The organism is Pantoea sp. CS_6 (assembly GCF_041954745.1).
GTDB classification, from domain to species: Bacteria; Pseudomonadota; Gammaproteobacteria; order Enterobacterales; family Enterobacteriaceae; genus Pantoea; species Pantoea stewartii.
In genome coordinates, this window is sequence record NZ_JAVAYG010000005.1 from 285,935 (window position 1) to 306,097 (window position 20,163).

The 20,163-nt window shown below is 55.1% G+C and carries 21 protein-coding genes and 1 tRNA gene; 11 read left to right on the plus strand and 11 right to left on the minus strand.

Annotated features, from left to right (window positions below; all coding sequences use genetic code 11):
• The 3 genes from RAC90_RS10120 to RAC90_RS10130 form a co-directional block, all read right to left on the minus strand.
• On the minus strand, positions 1-1,002 hold the full coding sequence (locus RAC90_RS10120; protein WP_161784121.1) for an ABC transporter permease: 1,002 nt from the start codon (positions 1,000-1,002) through the stop codon (positions 1-3).
• Positions 1,003-1,024: 22 nt separating this feature from the next.
• Positions 1,025-1,771: an ATP-binding cassette domain-containing protein gene (locus RAC90_RS10125; RefSeq protein ID WP_161784123.1), complete on the minus strand. Its 747-nt coding sequence runs from the start codon at positions 1,769-1,771 to the stop codon at positions 1,025-1,027.
• Positions 1,772-2,147: 376 nt separating this feature from the next.
• Positions 2,148-3,170 carry a LacI family DNA-binding transcriptional regulator gene (locus RAC90_RS10130; protein ID WP_033739239.1) on the minus strand — a complete coding sequence of 341 codons (1,023 nt, stop codon included), beginning with the start codon at positions 3,168-3,170 and terminating at the stop codon, positions 2,148-2,150.
• A gap of 324 nt (positions 3,171-3,494) precedes the next feature.
• Between RAC90_RS10130 and RAC90_RS10135 the strand changes: the two genes are divergently transcribed.
• Positions 3,495-4,445 (plus strand): substrate-binding domain-containing protein, encoded by a 951-nt coding sequence (locus RAC90_RS10135; RefSeq protein ID WP_039339103.1) that lies wholly within the window; start codon positions 3,495-3,497, stop codon positions 4,443-4,445.
• Here the strand turns inward: RAC90_RS10135 and RAC90_RS10140 are convergent.
• Positions 4,438-5,319 (minus strand): PfkB family carbohydrate kinase, encoded by an 882-nt coding sequence (locus tag RAC90_RS10140; protein WP_375124301.1) that lies wholly within the window; start codon positions 5,317-5,319, stop codon positions 4,438-4,440. The two genes, RAC90_RS10135 and RAC90_RS10140, sit on opposite strands and share 8 nt — an antisense overlap.
• Before the next feature lie 29 nt (positions 5,320-5,348).
• Between RAC90_RS10140 and RAC90_RS10145 the strand changes: the two genes are divergently transcribed.
• Positions 5,349-6,194 carry a BtpA/SgcQ family protein gene (locus RAC90_RS10145; protein ID WP_263757020.1) on the plus strand — a complete coding sequence of 282 codons (846 nt, stop codon included), beginning with the start codon at positions 5,349-5,351 and terminating at the stop codon, positions 6,192-6,194.
• A gap of 623 nt (positions 6,195-6,817) precedes the next feature.
• Here RAC90_RS10145 and RAC90_RS10150 read toward each other — a convergent pair.
• Entirely contained in the window at positions 6,818-8,107 is a 1,290-nt protein-coding gene (locus RAC90_RS10150) for a DUF445 domain-containing protein (RefSeq protein ID WP_375124302.1), read from the minus strand.
• Positions 8,108-8,355: 248 nt separating this feature from the next.
• Between RAC90_RS10150 and RAC90_RS10155 the strand changes: the two genes are divergently transcribed.
• Complete coding sequence (locus RAC90_RS10155; RefSeq protein ID WP_006121814.1) at positions 8,356-8,850, plus strand: hypothetical protein; 495 nt, start codon at positions 8,356-8,358, stop codon at positions 8,848-8,850.
• Between the two features lie 32 nt (positions 8,851-8,882).
• Here RAC90_RS10155 and RAC90_RS10160 read toward each other — a convergent pair whose 3' ends face one another.
• From RAC90_RS10160 to RAC90_RS10180, 5 genes are all read right to left on the minus strand, one after another.
• Positions 8,883-10,385 carry a helicase HerA-like C-terminal domain-containing protein gene (locus tag RAC90_RS10160; protein ID WP_375124303.1) on the minus strand — a complete coding sequence of 501 codons (1,503 nt, stop codon included), beginning with the start codon at positions 10,383-10,385 and terminating at the stop codon, positions 8,883-8,885.
• Positions 10,386-10,476: 91 nt separating this feature from the next.
• Positions 10,477-12,045, minus strand: a complete 1,569-nt coding sequence (locus tag RAC90_RS10165) for an ABC transporter substrate-binding protein (protein ID WP_375124304.1) — start codon at positions 12,043-12,045, stop codon at positions 10,477-10,479.
• A 129-nt stretch (positions 12,046-12,174) separates the two neighbouring features.
• Positions 12,175-12,843 (minus strand): MarC family NAAT transporter, encoded by a 669-nt coding sequence (locus RAC90_RS10170; RefSeq protein WP_039338855.1) that lies wholly within the window; start codon positions 12,841-12,843, stop codon positions 12,175-12,177.
• Between the two features lie 12 nt (positions 12,844-12,855).
• On the minus strand, positions 12,856-13,491 hold the full coding sequence (locus RAC90_RS10175; RefSeq protein WP_006121820.1) for a hypothetical protein: 636 nt from the start codon (positions 13,489-13,491) through the stop codon (positions 12,856-12,858).
• A 181-nt stretch (positions 13,492-13,672) separates the two neighbouring features.
• Positions 13,673-14,164, minus strand: coding sequence for a DUF2501 domain-containing protein (locus tag RAC90_RS10180; RefSeq protein WP_375124305.1), 492 nt, complete (start codon positions 14,162-14,164; stop codon positions 13,673-13,675).
• Positions 14,165-14,395: 231 nt separating this feature from the next.
• Here RAC90_RS10180 and RAC90_RS10185 point away from each other — a divergent pair.
• The 4 genes from RAC90_RS10185 to RAC90_RS10200 all read left to right on the plus strand — a co-directional run bounded on the left by RAC90_RS10185 (position 14,396) and on the right by RAC90_RS10200 (position 17,695).
• Positions 14,396-14,480, plus strand: a tRNA-Leu gene (locus RAC90_RS10185).
• Positions 14,481-14,642: 162 nt separating this feature from the next.
• On the plus strand, positions 14,643-15,926 hold the full coding sequence (locus RAC90_RS10190; RefSeq protein ID WP_058702595.1) for an integrase arm-type DNA-binding domain-containing protein: 1,284 nt from the start codon (positions 14,643-14,645) through the stop codon (positions 15,924-15,926).
• Positions 15,927-15,970: 44 nt separating this feature from the next.
• Positions 15,971-17,104: an AAA family ATPase gene (locus RAC90_RS10195; protein WP_058702594.1), complete on the plus strand. Its 1,134-nt coding sequence runs from the start codon at positions 15,971-15,973 to the stop codon at positions 17,102-17,104.
• Between the two features lie 3 nt (positions 17,105-17,107).
• Entirely contained in the window at positions 17,108-17,695 is a 588-nt protein-coding gene (locus tag RAC90_RS10200; protein WP_058702593.1) for a DUF4276 family protein, read from the plus strand.
• Positions 17,696-17,975: 280 nt separating this feature from the next.
• On the opposite strand, the gene RAC90_RS10205 is transcribed toward RAC90_RS10200, so the two are convergent.
• On the minus strand, positions 17,976-18,248 hold the full coding sequence (locus tag RAC90_RS10205) for an ogr/Delta-like zinc finger family protein (RefSeq protein WP_024471316.1): 273 nt from the start codon (positions 18,246-18,248) through the stop codon (positions 17,976-17,978).
• 537 nt (positions 18,249-18,785) lie between these two features.
• Here RAC90_RS10205 and RAC90_RS10210 point away from each other — a divergent pair.
• From RAC90_RS10210 to RAC90_RS10225, 4 genes are read left to right on the plus strand one after another with little or no spacing between them, the layout of a single operon-like run.
• Positions 18,786-19,052, plus strand: coding sequence for an AlpA family transcriptional regulator (locus tag RAC90_RS10210; RefSeq protein WP_028723022.1), 267 nt, complete (start codon positions 18,786-18,788; stop codon positions 19,050-19,052).
• A 28-nt stretch (positions 19,053-19,080) separates the two neighbouring features.
• Positions 19,081-19,620: a host cell division inhibitor Icd-like protein gene (locus RAC90_RS10215; protein WP_375124306.1), complete on the plus strand. Its 540-nt coding sequence runs from the start codon at positions 19,081-19,083 to the stop codon at positions 19,618-19,620.
• A complete protein-coding gene (locus tag RAC90_RS10220) occupies positions 19,617-19,841 on the plus strand; it encodes a hypothetical protein (RefSeq protein ID WP_028723020.1) in 225 nt (74 codons plus the stop codon). The genes RAC90_RS10215 and RAC90_RS10220 overlap by 4 nt, the downstream gene beginning before the upstream one ends.
• Complete coding sequence (locus RAC90_RS10225) at positions 19,838-20,161, plus strand: DUF5375 domain-containing protein (RefSeq protein ID WP_058702591.1); 324 nt, start codon at positions 19,838-19,840, stop codon at positions 20,159-20,161. The genes RAC90_RS10220 and RAC90_RS10225 overlap by 4 nt, the downstream gene beginning before the upstream one ends.
• The last annotated feature ends 2 nt before the right edge of the window (positions 20,162-20,163 follow it).

A 20,163-nucleotide genomic window follows, 5' to 3' on the forward strand; every position in this document is an offset into this window, starting at 1 on the left:
CTATCCTTTCGCCGCCGATCGCGTCGGGTTGAGAATGCGGGTGTTCAGCCAGATGGCCAGCAAAATAATCGTACCGGTGGCGATCTGCGTATAAAACGGGGAGATGTGCGACAAAATCAGGCCGTTCTGGATGATGGCAATCGACAGCGCGCCGAGCAGCGTGCCGATAACGGTACCGAAACCACCGAACAGGCTGGTACTGCCCAGCACCACCGCAGCGATAACCTGTAACTCGAAGCCTTCGCCCTGGTTGGAGGAGCCGCTGCCCAGACGCGCAGTGATGATCATGCCCGCCAGCGCCGCCGCCATGCCGCTGATGATGTAGACCTTCATGGTCACGGCTTTGGTGTTAATCCCGCTCCGGCGCGCGCCTTCCGCATTCGCGCCGATCGCCGTGACATAGCGACCAAAGCGCATATGATTCAGCACGATATGGCCGACGATCAGCACCACGATGCCGATCAGCGCGGGCATCGGCACGCCCAGTACCCAGGCGCGGCCCATAAAAGCGAACGGGCTGTCGGCAGGGATGGGAATGGAATAGCCCTGCGTAATCAGCAGCGCCACGCCGCGCACTACCGCCAGCGTCGCCAGCGTGACGATAAAGGCCGGAATGCCTTCATAGGCGATAAAGAAGCCGTTGATGGCTCCTACCAGCGCGCCCAGCAGCAGGCCACCCAGCAATACCACCGGCCAGGGCAGGCCCCAGTTATTCAGCGCGATAGCCGACAACGCGCCGACCAGCGCCAGCGTCGATCCTACGGAAAGATCGATGCCGCCCGTGGTGATCACCAGTGTCATCGCCGTGGCGACGATCAGCAGCGGCGCGCTCTGGCGAATGATATTCAGCCAGTTAGCACTGCTGAGAAAGTTGCCGGTGATCAGGGAGAACACCACGCAGCAGAACACAAAAAACAGCGCGATGCTCACCACGCCAGAGTGGTTGTGCAGCAGGCGGCGCGGCAACGAGTGTTGCGCCATACGGGAACTGCTCAGATTCATAATAGTCATCCTGTTACCTCGCTCAGTGCGCGGCGGCCGAGCGGGCGACAAACTTCTCACCCACGATCAAATTGACGATCTCGGTCAGATCCGTGTCGGCCACGCGGCGCTCCGCTACGTTGGTGCCCTCGTACATCACCATGATGCGATCACACACCAGGAACAGATCCTGTAGGCGATGGGTGATCAGGATGACGCTCACGCCACGCGCCGAGACCCGACGGATCAACTCCAGCACCGCCTCGACTTCGGCGACGGCCAGCGCGGCGGTGGGTTCATCCATAATCAGCACTTTGGGATCGAAGGCGGCGGCGCGCGCAATGGCAATCGCCTGGCGCTGACCGCCGGAGAGATTGCGCACCAGTAAGCGCGTGTCGGGGATTGAAATGCCCAGGCCTTTCAGCATTTCCCGCGCGTCAGCGTGCATTTTTTCTTCGTCCAGAAACGGAATGCCGAGAATCGACTTCATCGGCTCACGTCCCATAAACAGGTTGCCCGCCACATCGACGGTGTCGCACAGCGACAGGTCCTGATACACCATCTCGATATGGCAGCGGCGGGAATCCGCCGGGTTACTGAAATGCTGGTCTTCACCATCGATACGAATCGTGCCGCTGGTGGGCACGACTGCGCCAGACAGCACTTTGGTCAGCGTGGATTTACCCGCGCCGTTATCGCCCACCAGGCCCAGCACTTCGCCCGGGGCCAGTTGCAGATTGACGCCGCGCAGGGACCGTATCGCGCCATAAGTCTTGGTAATATTCACCATTTCTACCCGTGCCGGGGCAGGTTGTATTTGCTGCATGTGATCACTCCCATCACCGCTAACGGGAAAGTTGTTCTGCGGGTAAAAAGAGGTTATCCGGCACGGTTTACGCCCTTGTAAACCGGTTTACCTGCAAGATAAACCCTTTGTCATTACATACAGAACAACGCGCTACAACGATATTTGTTTGCCGGGTACGACATTGCAGCTTCCGTGCCAGCCTGGGAACAGGCGCGACATTCACGGTCTAACCTTTTGTAATGCAAAACATTTAAATGTTAATTTCAGGTAAACCGGTTTACTCACTATAACGCTGTGAAATTAAAAAGCGCGTTATTTGCGCTAAAACTGTGCACTTTTGCGCCATTTTGGGACGTTGTTAACACATTTGTATTGAATCGCGCGCCACCCATTCCACCGGCAGGCGGGTTTCGGCGGGCACGGCGAGGTCGTCATTCAGAATGCGCAACATGATGTGAACCGCCGTGCGGCCCAGTTCCCGCGCGGGCTGGCGGATGGTAGAAATGCGCGGTTGGGTAAAGTCGGCATAGGTCGCGTCATCAAAGCCCACCAGCGACAGCGCCTCAGGGGCTGTGAGTCCGCGTGCGCGCAGGCCATCCAGCAGTCCCAGCACCAGATAATCACTGGCGGCAAAGACAGCGGTAGGGCGCTCATCGCGGCTGAACAGCCGTTCCAGCGCCTGCTCACCGAATTCACGCTGGTATTCGCCGTACATCACCCATTCGGGCGGCACGTGCAGGCCCGCCTGCGTCATCGCGGTGCAAAAGCCCTGATAGCGTTCGCGCACACTCATCAGCTCATCCGGCCCGCCGACAAAGGCGATATGGCGGTGACCGGCGGCGATCAGGTTTTCGGTGGCAATCCGGCCGCCCTGTACGTTATCGGCAAAGACCTTGGGCACCATGCTGCCGGGAATGTCTTCATCCAGCAGTACGATGCGCTGGTGGCGGTTAATTTCTTTGCGTAACAGGCCGTTATCAGGATGGTTAGTGGTAAACAGCAGGCCATCCACCTGGCAGGTATCCAGCCAGCGAATAAACTGGCTCTCTTTGTCAGGATGGTTGCGGGTGAGGCACAGCACCAGGCTGTAGCCGTGTGCCGAGGCGGCTTCTTCGGCGGCATCGGCCAGTTCGGCAAAGAAGGGGTTGGTAATATCGGGCAAGACCAGCCCTAAGGTTTCGCTGCCGCCCTTGCTCAGACGGCGTGCCAGGCTGTTACCGCGATAATCCAGTTGACGAATCGCTGCTTCAATCCGGTCGATGGTTTCCTGCGGCAGCATAATGCTTTGATTCATATAGCGGGATACGGTCGCTTTTGACAGCCCGGCCAGCGCTGCGACGTCGGATAACAACACCCGTTTTTTACTCATATCATCTGCCATCTTGCCCGGAATCGGCTATCAGTAACACAGTTACGCGCAGCGAATACAGTATTTTCCCTGACCGCTGACGATAAAATAATCGCTTGACAAAATTTTGCCGGAAGCGAATGGTAGAGACAGTTTACCGCATGACCCGGGAGTCACTCCCAAACCCGATTAATCCCTTTCACAAGTTCACCATAATGGACGGCGAACAGAAAGTCGGTTATTCAGGTCCTGGCTGAATCAGCCATTCAGACGATATTTGCCCGCCAACAATAATCCCTCTGCATTACGATGCGGAGATCGACTGGTTATCGCACATTCCCGACGAGGAATTTTATGATGATGGCATTTAACACCAGAAAACTGCGCGCGGTTGCGCTGGCTACCGGCTTACTGTCTGCGGGTTCGTTATTTTCACTGGCGCACGCCGCCACGACGTATGCGCTGGTTCAGATTAATCAGCAGGCCCTTTTTTTTAATCAGATGAATCAGGGCGCACAGGAAGCCGCGAAAGCCAGCGGTAAAAATTTAGTGATCTTTAACGCCAACGATAATCCCGTATCGCAAAACGACGCGATCGAAAATTATATTCAGCAGGGCGTGAAGGGCATTATGGTGGACGCGATTGACGTCAACGGCATTATGCCGGCCATTAAAGAAGCGGCCGCCGCCAAAATACCGGTCATTGCAATTGATGCGGTATTACCGGCGGGCCCACAGGCGGCACAGGTGGGCGTGGATAACCTGGAAGGCGGCAAAATTATTGGTAAATATTTTGTCGACTACGTGGCGAAAAATATGGGCGGCAAAGCGCGACTGGGCATTGTGGGCGCGCTGAACTCAGCCGTGCAGAACCAGCGTCAAAAAGGGTTTGAAGAAACCATTAAAAGTCATCCAGGCATCACCGTCGCGGATGTGGTTGATGGCCAGAACGTGCAGGATACGGCGATGACGGCGGCAGAAAACCTGATCACCGGCAACCCGGATTTAACCGCCATCTACGCGACCGGCGAACCGGCCCTGCTGGGCGCGATTGCGGCGGTGGAAAACCAGGGCCGCCAGAAAGACATCAAAGTCTTTGGCTGGGATCTGACCTCTAAAGCTATCAGCGGCATTGATGGCGGGTATGTCACGGCTGTCCTGCAACAGGACCCGAAAAAGATGGGTGAAGAGGCGGTGAAGGCTCTGAACGCGATTACCGCAGGCAAAACCGTGTCGAAAACCATTCTGGTGCCGGCCACGGTGGTGACCAAGGCCAACGTGGACAGCTATCGCGCGATGTTTAAATAACCGCTGACTCGCCGCCTGCCTGGAGCAGCGCGGCGAGCTCCTCTGCGGTGGGAAAGGCCTGACGTGTGCCATGCCGACTGACGGTCAGCGCGGCAGCCTTGCTGGCGTGAGTAAGTGCTAACTTATCAATCTCGCCCCCACGGAGGAGTGCGGATGCCAGCATCACGGCAAGAAAGGTATCGCCTGCACCGGTGGTATCCACGGCATGAGCGGGCTGCGCCGGGCAAAACGTCCGCTGCTCGCCCTGAATCAGCCAGGCCCCGGCGCTGCCGTGAGTAACCACTAACGTTTTAACGGCACCGGGCGCGAACTGTTGGGCTTCATGCTGATTCACTACCGCAATATCTACCTGCGGCCAGCAGGCGCGAAAACCGGCGTGCACTGGCGAGGGGTTAAAGACGGTGATCAGACCAAGGGATTTCGCCAGGCTGAACAGCGCGTGGGTTTTCCCGGGCGAGAAATTACCCTGCTGGACCAGCAGATCGCCCGGACGCGCGCCGGCAAGATGGTGACTGAGCGTCGCGATATCCAGCGCCTCAGCCGCCGCTGTACTGGTAATAATGGCGTTATCGCCGTCGGCGCTGTTTAAAATAAGTGAGGTATCGCTCAGGGCCGCAACAGGCTGTGCAGGCAGTAACGTCACCGGCTCGTGTATAAGCTGCTGACGGATCCAGTTTCCTTTACTGTCATGACCGGTCGCGGCAAGTAAAACCGTCTCGATGCCGCAGCGGGATAATACGATCGCCTGATTCGCGCCTTTACCGCCGATATCCTGCGAACGGTGATAACCATGCACAGAGGCGCCCTTAGCCGGAATATCCGTCACAAACCAGGTTTCATCGACAGTAATATTACCAGCCACATAAACACGCATAGTGTTTTCCTGAACAGGATAAAGACGCGATGGTTGCTATATCAGCAGAAAAAAATGACGCAATACAAGCGATATTTTCCCGCCCCAAAGCCGTTATTGGCGTGATTCACTGTGACCCGTTTCCGGGCTCGCCAAAATATCGCGGCAAATCCGTCAGCGCGATCATTGAGCGCGCCTTACGTGATGCCGAAAACTATATTCTCGGCGGTGTTCACGGCCTGATCGTGGAAAATCATGGCGATATTCCCTTTTCAAAACCCGAGGATATTGGTCCGGAAACCCCGGCATTCATGGCGGTAATTACGGAAAAAGTGCGCGAACGTTTCGGCGTACCGCTGGGTATTAACGTGCTGGCGAATGCCGCGCTGCCTGCCTTTGCCACCGCGCTGGCGGGCGGGGCGGATTTTATCCGCGTCAACCAGTGGGCGAATGCGTATATTGCCAACGAAGGCTTTATTGAAGGGGCCGCCGCCAAAGCGCTGCGCTACCGCAGCCAGCTACGTGCCGAACATATTCGGGTGTTTGCCGACAGCCACGTTAAACACGGCAGCCATGCGATAGTCGCCGACCGCTCCATTCAGGAACTGACCCGCGACGTTGATTTCTTTGAAGCCGACGCGGTTATCGCCACCGGACAGCGTACCGGCGACAGCGCCACGCTGGACGAAATCGACGAGATCCGCGCCGCCACCGCCTTACCGCTGCTGGTGGGTTCGGGCGTCACGCCCGCCAATGTCTGCCAGATTCTGGGGCGCACCCAGGGCGTGATTGTGGCAAGCGCGCTCAAGGTGGACGGCGTCTGGTGGAACGATGTGGACCGGGACAGGGTAAAACAGTTTATGGCCGTGGCGCAGGCGGCGCTGGATCAGGCATAACCGCCGTTTATTCTCTGGCGCAGACAACAAAAAACCCCGCGGGTGAGGCGAGGTTTTTTGTTTACGTCAGCACGATTGCGTGCGGTGCACATCATGCATTATCAACGTTTTGAACTATACGAATTAATCCGGCATGGTGCAAGCAGGTGATGCTTTATTGTACGCTCTGACTGGATTGGTTTGAGGCTTCGCTCGCAATCATTGTATTTTTCTGTTTATTTATACAGTGTTTTTGTTATGCTTTTCCAGGTTGATGTTGATGTGCTCTGAGGCCGCACCGTGCTGTGAAAGATGCGTTTCATGACTGACAAGTCCTGGCTGCAACGGGTGGTGCCGTCAGTGCCTTAACCTCCAGGGGCACATCATGCATTATCAACCTAATCAGCCTGTTACAGGCAGCGGAAAGGTACGCAGGCTGTAAGTGCTCCTGACCACAGGAGCCAGCGTATGAGATGGATAGAAATCGCTCGCGTATTTCTGAAGCTCATGGTTGCACTACTGCAACTGCTTGAAATTATCGTGAAGTCCTTCAGGTAAATCACGTTCAGGCCGCACCTAAGGGAGGTGATGTTTACCTCCCTTTAATCATGTCGTTGAATTAAGCAGAACAGGGCAGTGTTAAATCAGGCCAGCCAGCCTTTCACCACCGGCAGCAGCGCCGGAATCTGCGACAGCAGATACAGCACCAGCCCGATGGTGCCGCCCACCAGCGTGCCGTTGATGCGGATAAACTGCAGATCCTTACCGATATTCAGCTCGATCTGCTGCGACATCTCCCGCGCATCCCAGCTTTTCACCGTGTCGCTGATATGGCGCGTCAGGAACGCTGCGAACTCCGGCGCGACGCTGCGGGCGGCGTCTTCCAGATGCTGATTCATCGAGCTGCGCAGCCCTTCATCGGCGGCGAGGGTTTCGCCCAGCCACAGCGCCGCCTGACGGACCTTGTCCTGCACTTTTGACGCCTCGCTGTTGAGATCCGCTTTCAGCCAGTCGCGCAGATCGCCCCACAGCTCGCCGATATAGCGGTTCAGCGTAGGATCGTCTTTCAGCCAGCCTTTAATCACCTCGGCGCGTTCCGCCATTTCCGGATCGTTTTTCAGCTTCTCAATCAGGCGATCCACTGCGCGGTTAAAGCCCAGCCGCAGTTCATGGCCCTGATCCAGCGCCACATCATCCAGCAGCGAATCCACCGCATTCGCCACCAGTTCTGCGCTGTGCTCGCCCAGCCACTCGGTCGGCAACATTTTGGCCTTGATGGGATGTTCGCGCTTCAGCCAGCGCACCAGCTGATTGGCGATAAATTCCCGGGTACTGGGTTTATCCAGCAGCCGCAGCAGCTGATTGACCGCGGCATCCAGCAGCTCCTGATGGCGGTTATTTTTGGTCAGGCTTTCCAGCATCAGTGCCCCGGTCTGGCTGAGATCCACCTTGTCGATTGCCTTGTGTACCGCCCGGCGCATAAAGTGCTGGATGCGTGCGTCATCCGTCAGATCGAGAAAGCCGCGCATCACCTGCAACAGATGACGGCCGACCTGATCGGCATTACCGGGCGCGCTCAGCCATGTCGCCAGCATCTGCGACGGATCGTGGCGGCGGATTAGATTCAGCAGCGAATCGGTATCCAGAAATTTTTCCTGCACAAAGCGGCCCAGATTCTCACCGATGCGATCTTTATTGCGCGGAATGATGGCCGTATGACGGGCAATAAACGGCACCGGCACGCGGCGAAACAGCGCCACCACCGCAAACCAGTCGGCCAGCGCCCCGACCATCGCAGCTTCGGCAATGGCTTTAATACCGCTGACGTAGAAGTTGGGCGGCAGAAACAGCGTGACAACAAAAGTGATGGCGGCTAGCAGCAGCAGCGAGAGCGCCAGGCGTTTGGTCCGTTTTAGTTCGCGTTGTTTATCCATATCCTGATCTTAGCAGCTTGCCTGCTGAGTAAGTCAACGTTGCCCGATCCAGGCCGAAAAGCGCAGTTAAGTCTGGCACTAAACCGGCCTGTCTTAACGCGGTGGGCGATTCCCGCATCAGACTGTTCCTAAAAACTAATAACATTAAAAATTACCACTCTTATAAACAGTTACAGCAGTGTACATTTCGGGAGCAGTCTCCGTACGTTGACGCACCCTATCCATGGAACCAGACCAGGAGAATTCACGTGAAAGCAATCGCAACGGCAACCGCAAGTCTGTTGATGTTAATGAGTGGCATTGGCGCGCACGCAGAAGGGCTGACCACCTCTGCCGATGGAAAAAATCTGACCGTCAGCTTCGGAAAGCCCACCATTAAGCAGGTTCTGCATTACCGTAAAATGTACGACAAAAAACCCTTCCCCGATGCCGAAATTTATTACTACGACAACGGCACCTATAAAATCATCTCGCAGGGGGAAAACCATTACGGCGTGTACGTGATGCAGGGCAAGTTCGATGATGAGACCTTCACGGTGCGCTTTATCTCGCTGCCGTCCACCGACTGGGGTAACAAGACCGCCTTCCATCAGCTGACCTTTGTGCGCGGCGATAAGCAGAACGTGTTTATCCAGAACGCGATTGTCGATACCGGCGAGGCGATTGCCCAGCAGAACGGCACCTACACGCAGGAAAAGAACACCGTCACCAACCCGGTGTCTACCAGCTGGAAACACAAGTAGCGTTAAGGTGGCAGCCAGGCTGCCACCAACCTTTAGCGACGGCGACCGCCAAACAGGCTGCCCAGCACGCCGCGAATAATCTGGTTAGTAATCTGTCGTCCCGCGCTTTTTGCCATGGTTTGCACCACGCCATCCCGCTTGCCGCCGCGCGGACCGGTGCTGCCAAACAGGATGTCTTTTAATCCCCCCAGAATACCGTCATCGACCGCCACCGTGTTGCCTTTGGCTTCGGGCGCATTGGCTTTCTCACTGGCGGCCTGCACGCCCTGTTGCAGACGTTCGTAAGCCGATTCCCGATCGATTTCCGTGTCGTATTTGCCCGACAGCGGAGAATGGTTGATCATCCCGTTGCGCTCGTCCGTATTTACCGGCCCCATGCGTGAGCCGGGAGCGATCACCATCGCCCGTTCCACCACCGACGGGCTGCCTTTGGCATCCAGAAAGGAGATCAGCGCTTCGCCGGTGCCCAGCGCCTGGATCGCCTCTACGGTCGTAAAGGCAGGATTGGCGCGCAGGGTTTCGGCGGCGGTTTTCACCGCTTTCTGATCGCGCGGGGTAAAAGCGCGCAGCGCATGCTGTACCCGGTTGCCTAACTGGCCCAGCACCGTATCCGGAATGTCCGCCGGATTCTGCGTCACGAACCAGATCCCTACGCCTTTGGATCGGATCAGGCGGATCACCTGCTCGATCTTCTCCAGCAGCACCGGCGGCGCATCGTTAAACAGCAGGTGCGCCTCGTCAAAGAAGAACACCAGCTTCGGTTTGTCCAGATCGCCCGCTTCCGGCAGGTATTCATACAGCTCTGACAGCATCCACAGCAGGCTGGTCGCATATAGCTTTGGCATCTGATACAGCTTCTCGGCCGACAGGATGTTAATGATGCCCTTGCCGTCGCCGTCGACGCGCATCCAGTCGCTAATTTCCAGCATCGGCTCGCCAAAGAAGTGCTCCGCGCCTTGTTCTTCCAGCGCCAGCAGCCCGCGCTGGATCGCGCCCACCGAGGCGCTGTTGATATTGCCGTACTGCGTCTGAAAACTTTTCGCGTTATCGCCGATGTACTGCGTCATGGCGCGCAGGTCTTTAAAATCCAGCAGCAGCAGGCCCTGATCGTCGGCAATACGGAAGATGATCTGCAGCACGCCGCTCTGTACCTCGTTCAGGTTCAGCAGCCGTGCCAGCATCAGCGGGCCCAGATCCGACACGGTCGCGCGCACCGGATGACCTTTCTCCGCAAAAATGTCCCACAGCACCACCGGATTGCGCTGCGGTTGCCAGTCGGCCACGCCGATGCTGGCCAGTCGCGCCTGCAGCTTCTCGCTGCTCTGGCCTGCCATCGCCACACCGGTTAGATCGCCTTTCACATCCGCCATAAATACCGGCACGCCAATCGACGAAAAGGATTCCGCCAGCTTTTGCAGCGTCACGGTTTTTCCCGTGCCGGTCGCACCGGTGATCAGGCCGTGGCGGTTTGCCATCTGCGGCAGCAAATGCAGTTGAACGTCAGGGGTTTGGGCGATAAGCAGGGGAGCGGTCATAGCGCAGTACTCACAAATAGTCAGTCATGCGTCAAGCATAGCCAGCGGGGCGGCAGCCGTCAGTAAAGATTGCGTGCTGCCGCCCGGAAATTTACTTCTGCACCTCTTCAAAATTCAGCAGCGTCACGCCAATGCCCTGCTGGGCGTGCGTCACGTTCTTGCGCAGCGCGACCTGCACCTCGCCCTGCAGCATCACCACGTAAGGCGAGTTCTGCTGAAGCTGCTGTTGCAGCGAGACGTAATCGGCCCGGCGCTTCGCGGCATCGCTTTCTCCGGCGGCTTTGCGGGTCAGGGCGCTCAGCTCCGGAATATCCCAGCCCACGCGCCAGGCCAGCGTTTTGCTGCCGTTTGGCACGTTATAGGCGAAGGTACTGGCGTTAGTGTTCGGATCGATATAGTCCGCGCCCCAGTAGGTAAAGATGGATTCGAACTGACGGCTGCGCATCTTGCTCCACAGTTCGGATTCCGCCACCGGCTGGATATCCAGATTCACCTCGGCTTTGGCAAAGCTCGACTGCAGCGCCTGGGCAATGTCGATATACGGCGGCTGATTCACCACCGACAGCGCGATATGCGCGCCAGGCTTAATGCCGCCTTTGGCTAAAATCGCTTTGGCCTTCTCGACATCGTAGTGGAACGGTTTGGTCTCCAGCGCGCCGTCAAAGCCCTGCGGCAGGAAGCTCTGGTGCACACGATATTGCTCCTTCAGCAGCTGATTCGCCAGGCTGTCGTAGTCCACCAGCCAGCGCGCCGCCTGCCATAAGGCCGGATTCCCCAGCGCAGGCTGCTGCGTGCTTTTGGTGTTAAAGCCCAGGTAGTAGATCAGGCTGGAAGGAAAGGCCGCGATGTGCACATTGGGATCGCTTTTCAGCGAGGCCAGCTGATCCGGCCCCAACTGATACGCCGCATCCACATCGCCCTGCTGGATCAACAGTCGACGGGTGCCCGGATCGGCCACGCCTTTCAGCAGCACCCGTTTCAGGTGCGCTTTCTGGGTGCTGTTGGGATTGGCCTCCAGCACCAGCGCTTGCAGGGGCACGAACTGTTTGATCGCATAGGCCGCGCTGCCCGCCGAGTGGGTTTTCAGCCAGCCGTTGCCGTAGTCGTTACTGACGGCATGCGACTGCGCCAGCTTGCTGTCGACAATGGAGGAGACCGGCGCAGTCAACAGGCGCAGGGCCAGATCCTGGCCGATTTGTGCCGGCCAGCGCAGCTCCAGTTGATGATCGTTGATCACGGTGAACTGCTGGTCGATGTTTTCCGGCGTCCAGCCAAATTCACTCAGGATAAATGAGGGCGCTTTGTTCAGCTTCAACGCGCGGGTAAAGGAGAACACCACATCCTGCGCTGTTAACGGATTGCCGCTGGCAAAACGCGCCTGCGGATTCAGGTCAAACACCAGACTGTTTGGGGTTTTACCCGGCTGCCAGCGCAGCGCCGCCAGCGGGGACAGCTTCTGCGGATCCTGATGGTCCGGCTCCAGTAACGTCTGGTAGATGTTGCGCAGGCTGCTGTTGCTGACGGTTTCAAAGCTTTCCGCCGGGTCAAAACTGATAATGCCGTCCAGCGGCACGGCGACCACGAACGTATCTTTTGGCGTCGCCGCGTGGGCGGCAGAGGAGAGAGCAAGGGCGGTAAGCAGGAGCAGCGGTTTGCGCATGGCGGTTATCCTTAATGATTGATAACCCTACTGTAACCCGCACCAGAGCAGGTCAAAATGCCGGTTTGTTCTGAGCTATGCCAGTTTCGTCTTAGCTGATAAGCCGCCCGTTAAGGGCGGCTCAGATCGTCAGTGGAAGTTATGAATCACTTCCAGCACGCCGTTGATAATGAACTGCACGCCCATGCACACCAGCAGAAAGCCCATCAGACGCGAGATCGCCTCGATGCCGCCTTTGCCCACCAGGCGCATAATCGCCCCTGAACTGCGCAGGGAAATCCATAAAATCACGCTCACCACCAGGAACGTCAGCACTGGCGCGACGTTAATGACCCAGGCCGGAAAATCCACCCCGCTGCGCACGGTAGACGCCGAGGAGATGATCATCGCGATCGTCCCCGGCCCGGCGGTGCTGGGCATCGCCAGCGGCACAAAGGCGATGTTCACCGGCTCCTGCGCGGTTTCCAGCTCATCGTGCTTGTGTTTGGCTTCAACCGAATGGCCCACCGGCTTCGCCGGAAACAGCATCCGAAAACCTATAAATGCCACGATCAGTCCGCCCGCGATGCGCAGCCCCGGAATGGAGATGCCGAACGTATGCAGCACCGCGCTGCCCGCATACCAGGCTACCATCATGATGGCGAAAACATAGATGCTCGCCTGCAGGGCCTGACGGTTGCGCTCCCGAAAATTCATCTCACCGGCCAGGCCCAAAAACAGCGCCACGGTGGTGAGCGGGTTGGCGAGCGGCAGGATCACCACCAGCCCCAACCCGACAGCTTTGATTAACTCCAGCATGCCTTATTCCGCTTAGTGTTTAGGCCGTTCCAGCGCTTCCAGCAGCTCCGGGAAGAAGTCTTGCAGGATCTCCGGCGTCATCAGCTCCGGGTACTGCATCAGGTGCTCGCGGATGCGTTCGTTCACGTCCGGGATCAGGCGCTGTGCCGCATCGCTGGCGCTGATTTTATGCTTCTTCATGCTGCGCAGCAGGTCGGCGGGCAGGTTGTCTTCGTCTTCGTTGTCTTCCACCATCTCCAGCGCATCCAGCTCGTCGAACATCTCCATTAACGCTTCGGTTTGCGGCGTGCGGGATTCATATTCGCGCGGATGCTCTTCGGCCATGTAGCGCAGCATCAGGCGCATCGGCGTGCCATCGGGGGACTTGGGTGGTTCGGCGGCGAACCAGGTCAGCAGTTGGTGAATGGTGACCTGGTGGACGTGATAACCGTTATCCACCAGTTCATCGGCCAGCAGCTCAGCGCTTTCGTTTTCAATCAGGCAGATATGCGTGCGGTTGGGATCGTACTCTTCGAGCCACTGGTAGATCTCTTCGATCACCCCGTCGTCGTACTCGAACTTTTTGTTTACATAGCTCCCTTCTGACGCATTTACGCAGGCTGTGATCAGGTCTGGATCAAAGTAAATTGCGATGTTGATACCTTTCATGCGTGCCGTCCTGTTCAAATCCAAAACATCACTATAACGCTCAACGCATTAGGAAGGAAAACTTATGACTTAACGTGTTGCGATACAAGATGATACAGACAGCGGGCGGGGTGCTGACAGGCGGTAAACAGGCGGAAGGGAAGGGCGATAAACCTGCCAGCGCGGGGCTGGCAGGCGACGGTCAGGAGATAAAGTTTTTACCCTGCTTCAGCACCACGTCACAGGCTTTGGTTTTGAGCTTCTCGCCCATCGGCGAGTTGCTGAGGCTTTGCAGGTTCAGCTGCTGGCCATTGCCGGTGTTCAGCAGCCCGGCGACGCCCTGGGTGTAATCCGGTTTTTGCTCCTGCGCAGCGGCGGTATTCAGGCCCAGTTTGCTCAGCACCTGGTCTTTCACCGACTGCACGTTGTTTTTCACCACGTTGTGCTCGACGCAGTACTGCATCACGCCGGCGGCATTGGTCATGCTGTTGGCGCTCATGGCTTTGTCGTTGCTGTTCAGGAGGCTGGTAATGGAGGACATCGACAGCCCGCCGTTCTGCTGACCTGCTGCACCGTTGTTTTGCTGGCTGAGCTGGTTGGCGGCACTGCTCAGTTGATCCTGCCAGCTTGCGGCTGACGCATTGCCCGCCAGCAGCAGGGCTGCCAGGGCGCAGGCGATATGGTGCTTTTTCATTTCGACCTCGGTTGGGTTTAGTGCTTCGTGTTGCTAAGAGGCGGTGCGGATGAGAAAGTTCCGACGGAAAGGTGAGGGGAAGGCGGTTTGGGAGGATTCTGGGGGCGGCGCAGGGCCGGTTTACCGGGTTCCGTGTGTTTTTTCGCCGCTTAGCGCACATCACAGCGGAATAGAGTTGCGCGCCGGGCACGTAACGGTATAATCGCCAACGTTTTCCGCATCCTCTTCAGTGCCGAAGTGGCGAAATCGGTAGACGCAGTTGATTCAAAATCAACCATCGAAAGATGTGCCGGTTCGAGTCCGGCCTTCGGCACCATTAGTACTTCCAAGACCATCCGAGAAAGTCCAATTCCTCCTTAAAAATCAATGCGTTCAGCGATTTTACGTCCTGAGTCGTCCGAGACTGTCCGTTGAAATCCGGATACCGTTGGGGGCATAATTGGGGGCATCTTAACTTCGATGAGAAATGTGCCCCCAAATGAAGCTCAATGCCAGACAGGTCGAGACCGCCAAGCCAAAAGACAAAACCTATAAAATGGCCGACGGCGGCGGTTTGTATCTCGAGGTTTCGGCCAAGGGTTCTAAATACTGGCGCATGAAATACCGACGCCCCTCTGACAAAAAAGAGGATCGCCTCGCGTTTGGTGTTTGGCCTACTGTGACTCTCGCTCAGGCAAGAGCAAAGCGAGACGAAGCGAAAAAACTGTTAGTGCAGGGCATTGACCCAAAAGCCGAACAGAAAGAAGTTCAGGCCGAGAATTCGGGGGCATATACTTTCGAAACAATTGCTCGTGAATGGCATGCCAGTAATAAGCGCTGGAGCGAAGACCATCGATCGCGCGTTCTTCGATATCTTGAGCTTTATATTCTCCCTCATATCGGTTCGTCCGACATTCGCCAGCTCAAAACAAGCCACCTGTTAGCCCCGATTAAAAAAGTTGATGCCAGTGGAAAGCATGACGTCGCCCAGCGCTTGCAACAGCGCGTCACGGCCATCATGCGTTACGCCGTACAAAACGACTACATCGACTCAAATCCAGCTAGTGATATGGCCGGTGCGCTATCGACAACTAAAGCGCGACATTACCCCGCTTTACCCTCAAACCGATTCCCTGAGTTTCTTGCACGCCTTACTGCATATCGTGGCCGTGTAATGACGCGGATCGCGGTCGAGCTTTCCTTACTTACTTTTGTGCGTTCCAGCGAGTTACGTTTCGCGCGTTGGGATGAGTTCAACTTCGATAAATCTCTCTGGCGCGTACCTGCAAAACGAGAAGAAATTAAGGGTGTGCGTTATTCTTATCGTGGTATGAAGATGAAAGAGGAGCATATCGTTCCACTTAGCCGACAAGCGATGATTTTACTAAACCAGTTAAAGCAGATAAGTGGGGATAAAGAGCTGCTTTTCCCGGGGGATCACGACGCCACAAAGGTCATGAGTGAAAACACGGTGAATAGCGCTTTGCGAGCGATGGGATATGACACAAAAACTGAAGTTTGTGGGCATGGTTTTAGGACGATGGCGCGTGGTGCGCTAGGTGAATCCGGATTATGGAGTGATGATGCAATAGAGCGACAACTCAGCCATTCTGAGCGCAATAGTGTGCGAGCAGCTTATATTCATACTTCTGAGCACCTCGATGAACGACGCTTTATGATTCAATGGTGGGCTGATTACCTTGATGCGAATCGAAAAAATCCTATCTCACCATATGAATTTGCAAAACTTTATGTACAAATGAAAAAAAACAGTGAATTATGATTTACATCGTTCAGGCATGGCTCATATAAAAATAGGGATTATATATGAATATAACTAGAGTGAAGTTAAAAAACTGGAAAAATTTCAGGAATATAGATATCTACCTTGGTGAAAGAGCTTATATAATCGGCCCTAATGCTGTTGGTAAATCAAATTTTTTAGATGTTTTCAGGTTTATGAGTGATCTCTGCAAGGATGGTGGAGGATTACAAAAGGCTGTAAATGATCGTGGTGGGATAACTAAACTGCGTTGTTTACAAGCTCGCAATGATACTGAGGTGGCGATTCTTCTTGAGCTATCTGAGGATGAGGATGAATGGTCTTATGAATTAACTTTTAAAGCTTCAGGTCGTGGAAAGCAACTCATCAACGTTACTCGTGAAAGGGTTGTGAAAAATGGAAAAGAAATCCTATTAAGACCAAATAAGAAAGATATTGCTGATGCAGTTCAGTTAACGCAAACCTATTTGGAGCAGATTTTAGCTAACCAGGATTTTAGACCTATAGCAACATTTTTCTCATCAATTACTTATTTACATATTGTTCCTCAGTTACTCAAATACGCAAAAGAAATAGGTATTAATAAAATTGAGGATGATCCATTCGGTCAAGGTTTTCTTGATAGGCTTGCAAATACACAAAGTAGAACTCGCGATGCTTGGCTCAAAAAGATTCAGGCCGGACTATCAATTGCGGTTCCTCAATTTAAAGAACTTAGATTTGAGCGAGATGATTCAGGACAACCTCATTTGGAAGCTCGCTATGAACACTGGCGACCTAATGCTGGTTGGCAAAAAGAAGATCAGTTTTCTGATGGTACATTACGTTTAATTGGACTTATGTGGTCGCTTTTAGAAAAAAGGCAGTTACTGCTGCTTGAAGAGCCTGAGCTATCCTTGAATAGTGAAATAGTGAGGTATATTCCTGAAATAATTGAAAATACCTTAAAGGGTGCTAGGAATCAGAAGCAGATTATAATAAGCACACACAGTACTCCATTATTAAGTAATAATATAGATGGTAATGAGATAGTTCTTTTTTTAGCTTCTGAGAATGGTACGACGGCTAGATCACCTTCAGAGGATGAGCTTGATGCAATGAGAGAGGGTTTTTCTCCTGCTGAAATCATGTTGCCTTTGACTTCTCCTCATGACATCAAAAGAATCACAGAGATTTGATTTATGAAAATTTCTATTGCTACTGAGGATGTATTAACAGAAGAGATAATGAAGAAGGTGATTATATCTAAAGGGAGGTTTGAGGTTTTACATAGGTTGGGAAAGCAGGGTTGTGGTTTTTTAATCAAGAAACTGACAAATTTTAATGAGATTGCTAAAAGTCATAATGTTATTGTTCTTTTCGACTTAGATTTAAAGCCTTCTTCTGATGATTATAAGTTAGAGTTAGAGTCTCATTTGGCCAATAAAAGAGACACTCTGCACATTTTGATTTCCGTGAGGGAAGTAGAAAGTTGGATTCTTGCTGACCGTGTGGGCCTTGGGGATTATCTGCAAATATCAAAGGATAAGATTGAAAGGGATCCTGATGAGTTAAACGATCCCAAAGAAAAAATAATAAATTTAGCACGAGGCTCCAAGAGAAGCGAAATTAAAAAAGGAATCCCCCCTAAACAAGGGGCCGCGGCTAAGGTTGGCATATCTTATAACACACTGCTCACCACCTTTATTTGGGAAAGTTGGGATCTAAATCGAGCTATCGACAATTCACCCAGCTTACGCAGGGTGTCAGAGCTCTTGGATACACTCTGAAAGAAAATATGAAGATGCACGCTTAAGGCTCATTCTGTTTTTTCATGCAGTTTCATAGCTAGCGCGCTCTCGTAGCCCCGCCACGCCTGCGCACTTCATGTAGCGTTTTTCATGCACCTGCATGAGTGGCTCCGCGCCGCACCGCTGCTGGCCTTTGCTGCCGTTTTCAGGTGCCGGAAACTCATGCGATTTCATGCAGCATAGTCATGCACTCAAGCAACAGACATAAAAAAACCCGGCATATGCCGGGCATTAAGTGTTTCTGGCCGTATTTTTTCTTTCAGGGTTGTGCGTGCCGGTCCCTGCGGGAACAGGCTGAGCCGTAGCGGCCAAGCGTCTGCGGCTGACGTACCGTGCCGTTTTTCACCTCTGCATCTGTGGCAACAGGCCTGCCGGGCTTCATGATTATTCTCTCAACGCTCTCCAGCGCGGTGAACGTGCAGGAGCAGTCAAGGTTCCGGCACTGGTACCAGGTGCGCTTTACGGACGGTGCTTCATAAGAACTGGTCCGGGTATGAGCCACCTGACCGCATTCGGGACATTTCAGGGCCATTTCGTTTTCCTGTGTGGTCGTTTTCAGTCAGTCAATTGTGCCGGGGCTGGCACAGGCGGTGCCACTGTATGAGATTGTGTGACAGCTCAGACAAAAAGCCCTTCTTCTGGCCAGCCAGGGAAAGGTCTCACTAAATCCCACATTCCACTTTTAGTTTTATATAAATCCTTCACCTTTCTTCATCAGAGGAAAAAAGATAATTAATACAGTAAATTAAAAGGTGAACAGTTAAAAAAGTATCCTTCACCCACTGTTCACCATCGTTCACCGCCTCAAAAAGCCTGCCGGATATTAATCAGCGTTATTTCCTTTTAATCTTTCGCTTTCAATAGTCAGAAACTAAGCCCTGGTTTTACCTCGTCTCTATACGTTCCTATTCGTTTCTGTTCGTTTTACATGAGCAGAAAACGACCATTTTGTAAGGGTGGTGATACAATCCCGCCTTGTTGATTCCCACAAAAATATGCCCAGAATACAGAGCTGCCCGATGCCGGACATATCCGACCGGCTCCGTATGGAATCAACGAGAGGTAGCCCATGCACACTGCTTTAACCGCACCATCTTCCGCCCCGGCGGCTCCGTCAGCCCCTTACGCGCCGCCGGTTCAGGAGCGATTCATGCGCCTGCCGGAGGTCATTCACGTCTGCGGCCTGTCCCGCTCGACGATTTACGACCTCATCAGCCGCGACGCCTTTCCCGCGCAGATTTCGCTGGGCGGTAAGAACGTCGCGTGGGCGGCCAGCGAGGTGAACGCCTGGATGAACGAACGCATCGCCGCCCGCGGTCAGGGGCGTGCGGCATGACCTTCACCCACCGCTGAGACCGTCCGTCATGCTGCATTTCTTCGCTTTCCCCGGCTTGCGCGCCGGGGGCCTTCCCTGGTACAGTGTTTCTGCTGTCGCAAAATCGGCAGCCGGGATTGGCGTCCTGAATACAACGTTGGCGACACCAGACGCGCCTTGCGTCTTTTTTTGTGTCTGTGCTCTGATGCACCCATTTTTCGGGCGACGGTCCTGTATCCGTTGTGCCGTCCGTGTAATGGTGGCTCAGGCGGGGGCTTCTCACGAAGCGCCGGTTTCCAATGTTGCCGGTTACGCCAACCCCGTCTGGGCTACCACCAGTGAAATTGGCGTTTCCGGTGGTAGCTGTATGCTACTAACATTGGAGACTGCCCTTATGGCTACCGTCCTTAATTCCCCGCATTCAGAATTTGTCTTTGTGTTTGCCGCCGTGCGCCGCTGTGAGCGCCACGCCCGCGTGCAGATGCTGCGCGCCACCGCCGCCACCGAACGCGCCGCCCGCCAGCTGCTGGCCCGCGATTACGTGCTGGCCTTTGCTGCCCGCCTGCCGGTTGCGGAGGTGCGCGCATGAACCACGCCACCATTACCCTTGACGACCTCGCCCGCCTGGAGCACCTGCGCAACGCCGGGCGTCTGGCCTGTGACGCGGCGGCCCTGCGCGACTGCTGTACCCCGCCGGAGCCTGCCGACAGCGAACAACTGGCCTCACTGCTGTTTCTCATCACCGGCCAGCTGGATGACGTGGTGACCCGCTGCCGCGACGGCTGGATGAACGGGGAGGTGAGCGCATGAACGCACGCACCCTGTCCCCTGAGCTGCGCGCCGCGCTGTCCCGCCGCGCGGTGGCCTGCGCCTGGCTCACCCTGTGCCGCGAACAGCAGCGCCACTGCGGCCTGACGCTGGCCTGCCTGGAGCGCGCCATTGAGACCGAACTGGAGGGCTTCTACCTGCGCCAGCACGGCCGGGCGCGCGGGCTGGAGATTGCCTGCGCGCTGCTCGATGACCTGCTGACCGCCGGGCCGCTGAAGGCCGCCCCGTGCCTGAGCTTTTTAGGCCAGGTGGTGATGGACGAACTCTGCGGGCGCATCCACGACGCGCCGCCGCTGCACTGAGG

What these genes read in the sequence shown, in the direction of transcription:
- RAC90_RS10145 (WP_263757020.1), top strand. Translation starts at nt 5,349, where the DNA reads ATGGTTGCTATATCAGCAGAAAAAAATGACGCAATACAAGCGATATTT.
- RAC90_RS10150 (WP_375124302.1), bottom strand. Translation starts at nt 8,107, where the DNA reads ATGGATAAACAACGCGAACTAAAACGGACCAAACGCCTGGCGCTCTCG.
- RAC90_RS10160 (WP_375124303.1), bottom strand. Translation starts at nt 10,385, where the DNA reads ATGACCGCTCCCCTGCTTATCGCCCAAACCCCTGACGTTCAACTGCAT.
- RAC90_RS10215 (WP_375124306.1), top strand. Translation starts at nt 19,081, where the DNA reads ATGCTGCATTTCTTCGCTTTCCCCGGCTTGCGCGCCGGGGGCCTTCCC.
- RAC90_RS10140 (WP_375124301.1), bottom strand. Translation starts at nt 5,319, where the DNA reads ATGCGTGTTTATGTGGCTGGTAATATTACTGTCGATGAAACCTGGTTT.
- RAC90_RS10180 (WP_375124305.1), bottom strand. Translation starts at nt 14,164, where the DNA reads ATGAAAAAGCACCATATCGCCTGCGCCCTGGCAGCCCTGCTGCTGGCG.
- RAC90_RS10200 (WP_058702593.1), top strand. Translation starts at nt 17,108, where the DNA reads ATGAAAATTTCTATTGCTACTGAGGATGTATTAACAGAAGAGATAATG.
- RAC90_RS10170 (WP_039338855.1), bottom strand. Translation starts at nt 12,843, where the DNA reads ATGCTGGAGTTAATCAAAGCTGTCGGGTTGGGGCTGGTGGTGATCCTG.
- RAC90_RS10195 (WP_058702594.1), top strand. Translation starts at nt 15,971, where the DNA reads ATGAATATAACTAGAGTGAAGTTAAAAAACTGGAAAAATTTCAGGAAT.
- RAC90_RS10125 (WP_161784123.1), bottom strand. Translation starts at nt 1,771, where the DNA reads ATGGTGAATATTACCAAGACTTATGGCGCGATACGGTCCCTGCGCGGC.
- RAC90_RS10205 (WP_024471316.1), bottom strand. Translation starts at nt 18,248, where the DNA reads ATGGCCCTGAAATGTCCCGAATGCGGTCAGGTGGCTCATACCCGGACC.
- RAC90_RS10210 (WP_028723022.1), top strand. Translation starts at nt 18,786, where the DNA reads ATGCACACTGCTTTAACCGCACCATCTTCCGCCCCGGCGGCTCCGTCA.
- RAC90_RS10165 (WP_375124304.1), bottom strand. Translation starts at nt 12,045, where the DNA reads ATGCGCAAACCGCTGCTCCTGCTTACCGCCCTTGCTCTCTCCTCTGCC.
- RAC90_RS10120 (WP_161784121.1), bottom strand. Translation starts at nt 1,002, where the DNA reads ATGAATCTGAGCAGTTCCCGTATGGCGCAACACTCGTTGCCGCGCCGC.
- RAC90_RS10175 (WP_006121820.1), bottom strand. Translation starts at nt 13,491, where the DNA reads ATGAAAGGTATCAACATCGCAATTTACTTTGATCCAGACCTGATCACA.
- RAC90_RS10220 (WP_028723020.1), top strand. Translation starts at nt 19,617, where the DNA reads ATGAACCACGCCACCATTACCCTTGACGACCTCGCCCGCCTGGAGCAC.
- RAC90_RS10130 (WP_033739239.1), bottom strand. Translation starts at nt 3,170, where the DNA reads ATGGCAGATGATATGAGTAAAAAACGGGTGTTGTTATCCGACGTCGCA.
- RAC90_RS10135 (WP_039339103.1), top strand. Translation starts at nt 3,495, where the DNA reads ATGATGGCATTTAACACCAGAAAACTGCGCGCGGTTGCGCTGGCTACC.
- RAC90_RS10225 (WP_058702591.1), top strand. Translation starts at nt 19,838, where the DNA reads ATGAACGCACGCACCCTGTCCCCTGAGCTGCGCGCCGCGCTGTCCCGC.
- RAC90_RS10190 (WP_058702595.1), top strand. Translation starts at nt 14,643, where the DNA reads ATGAAGCTCAATGCCAGACAGGTCGAGACCGCCAAGCCAAAAGACAAA.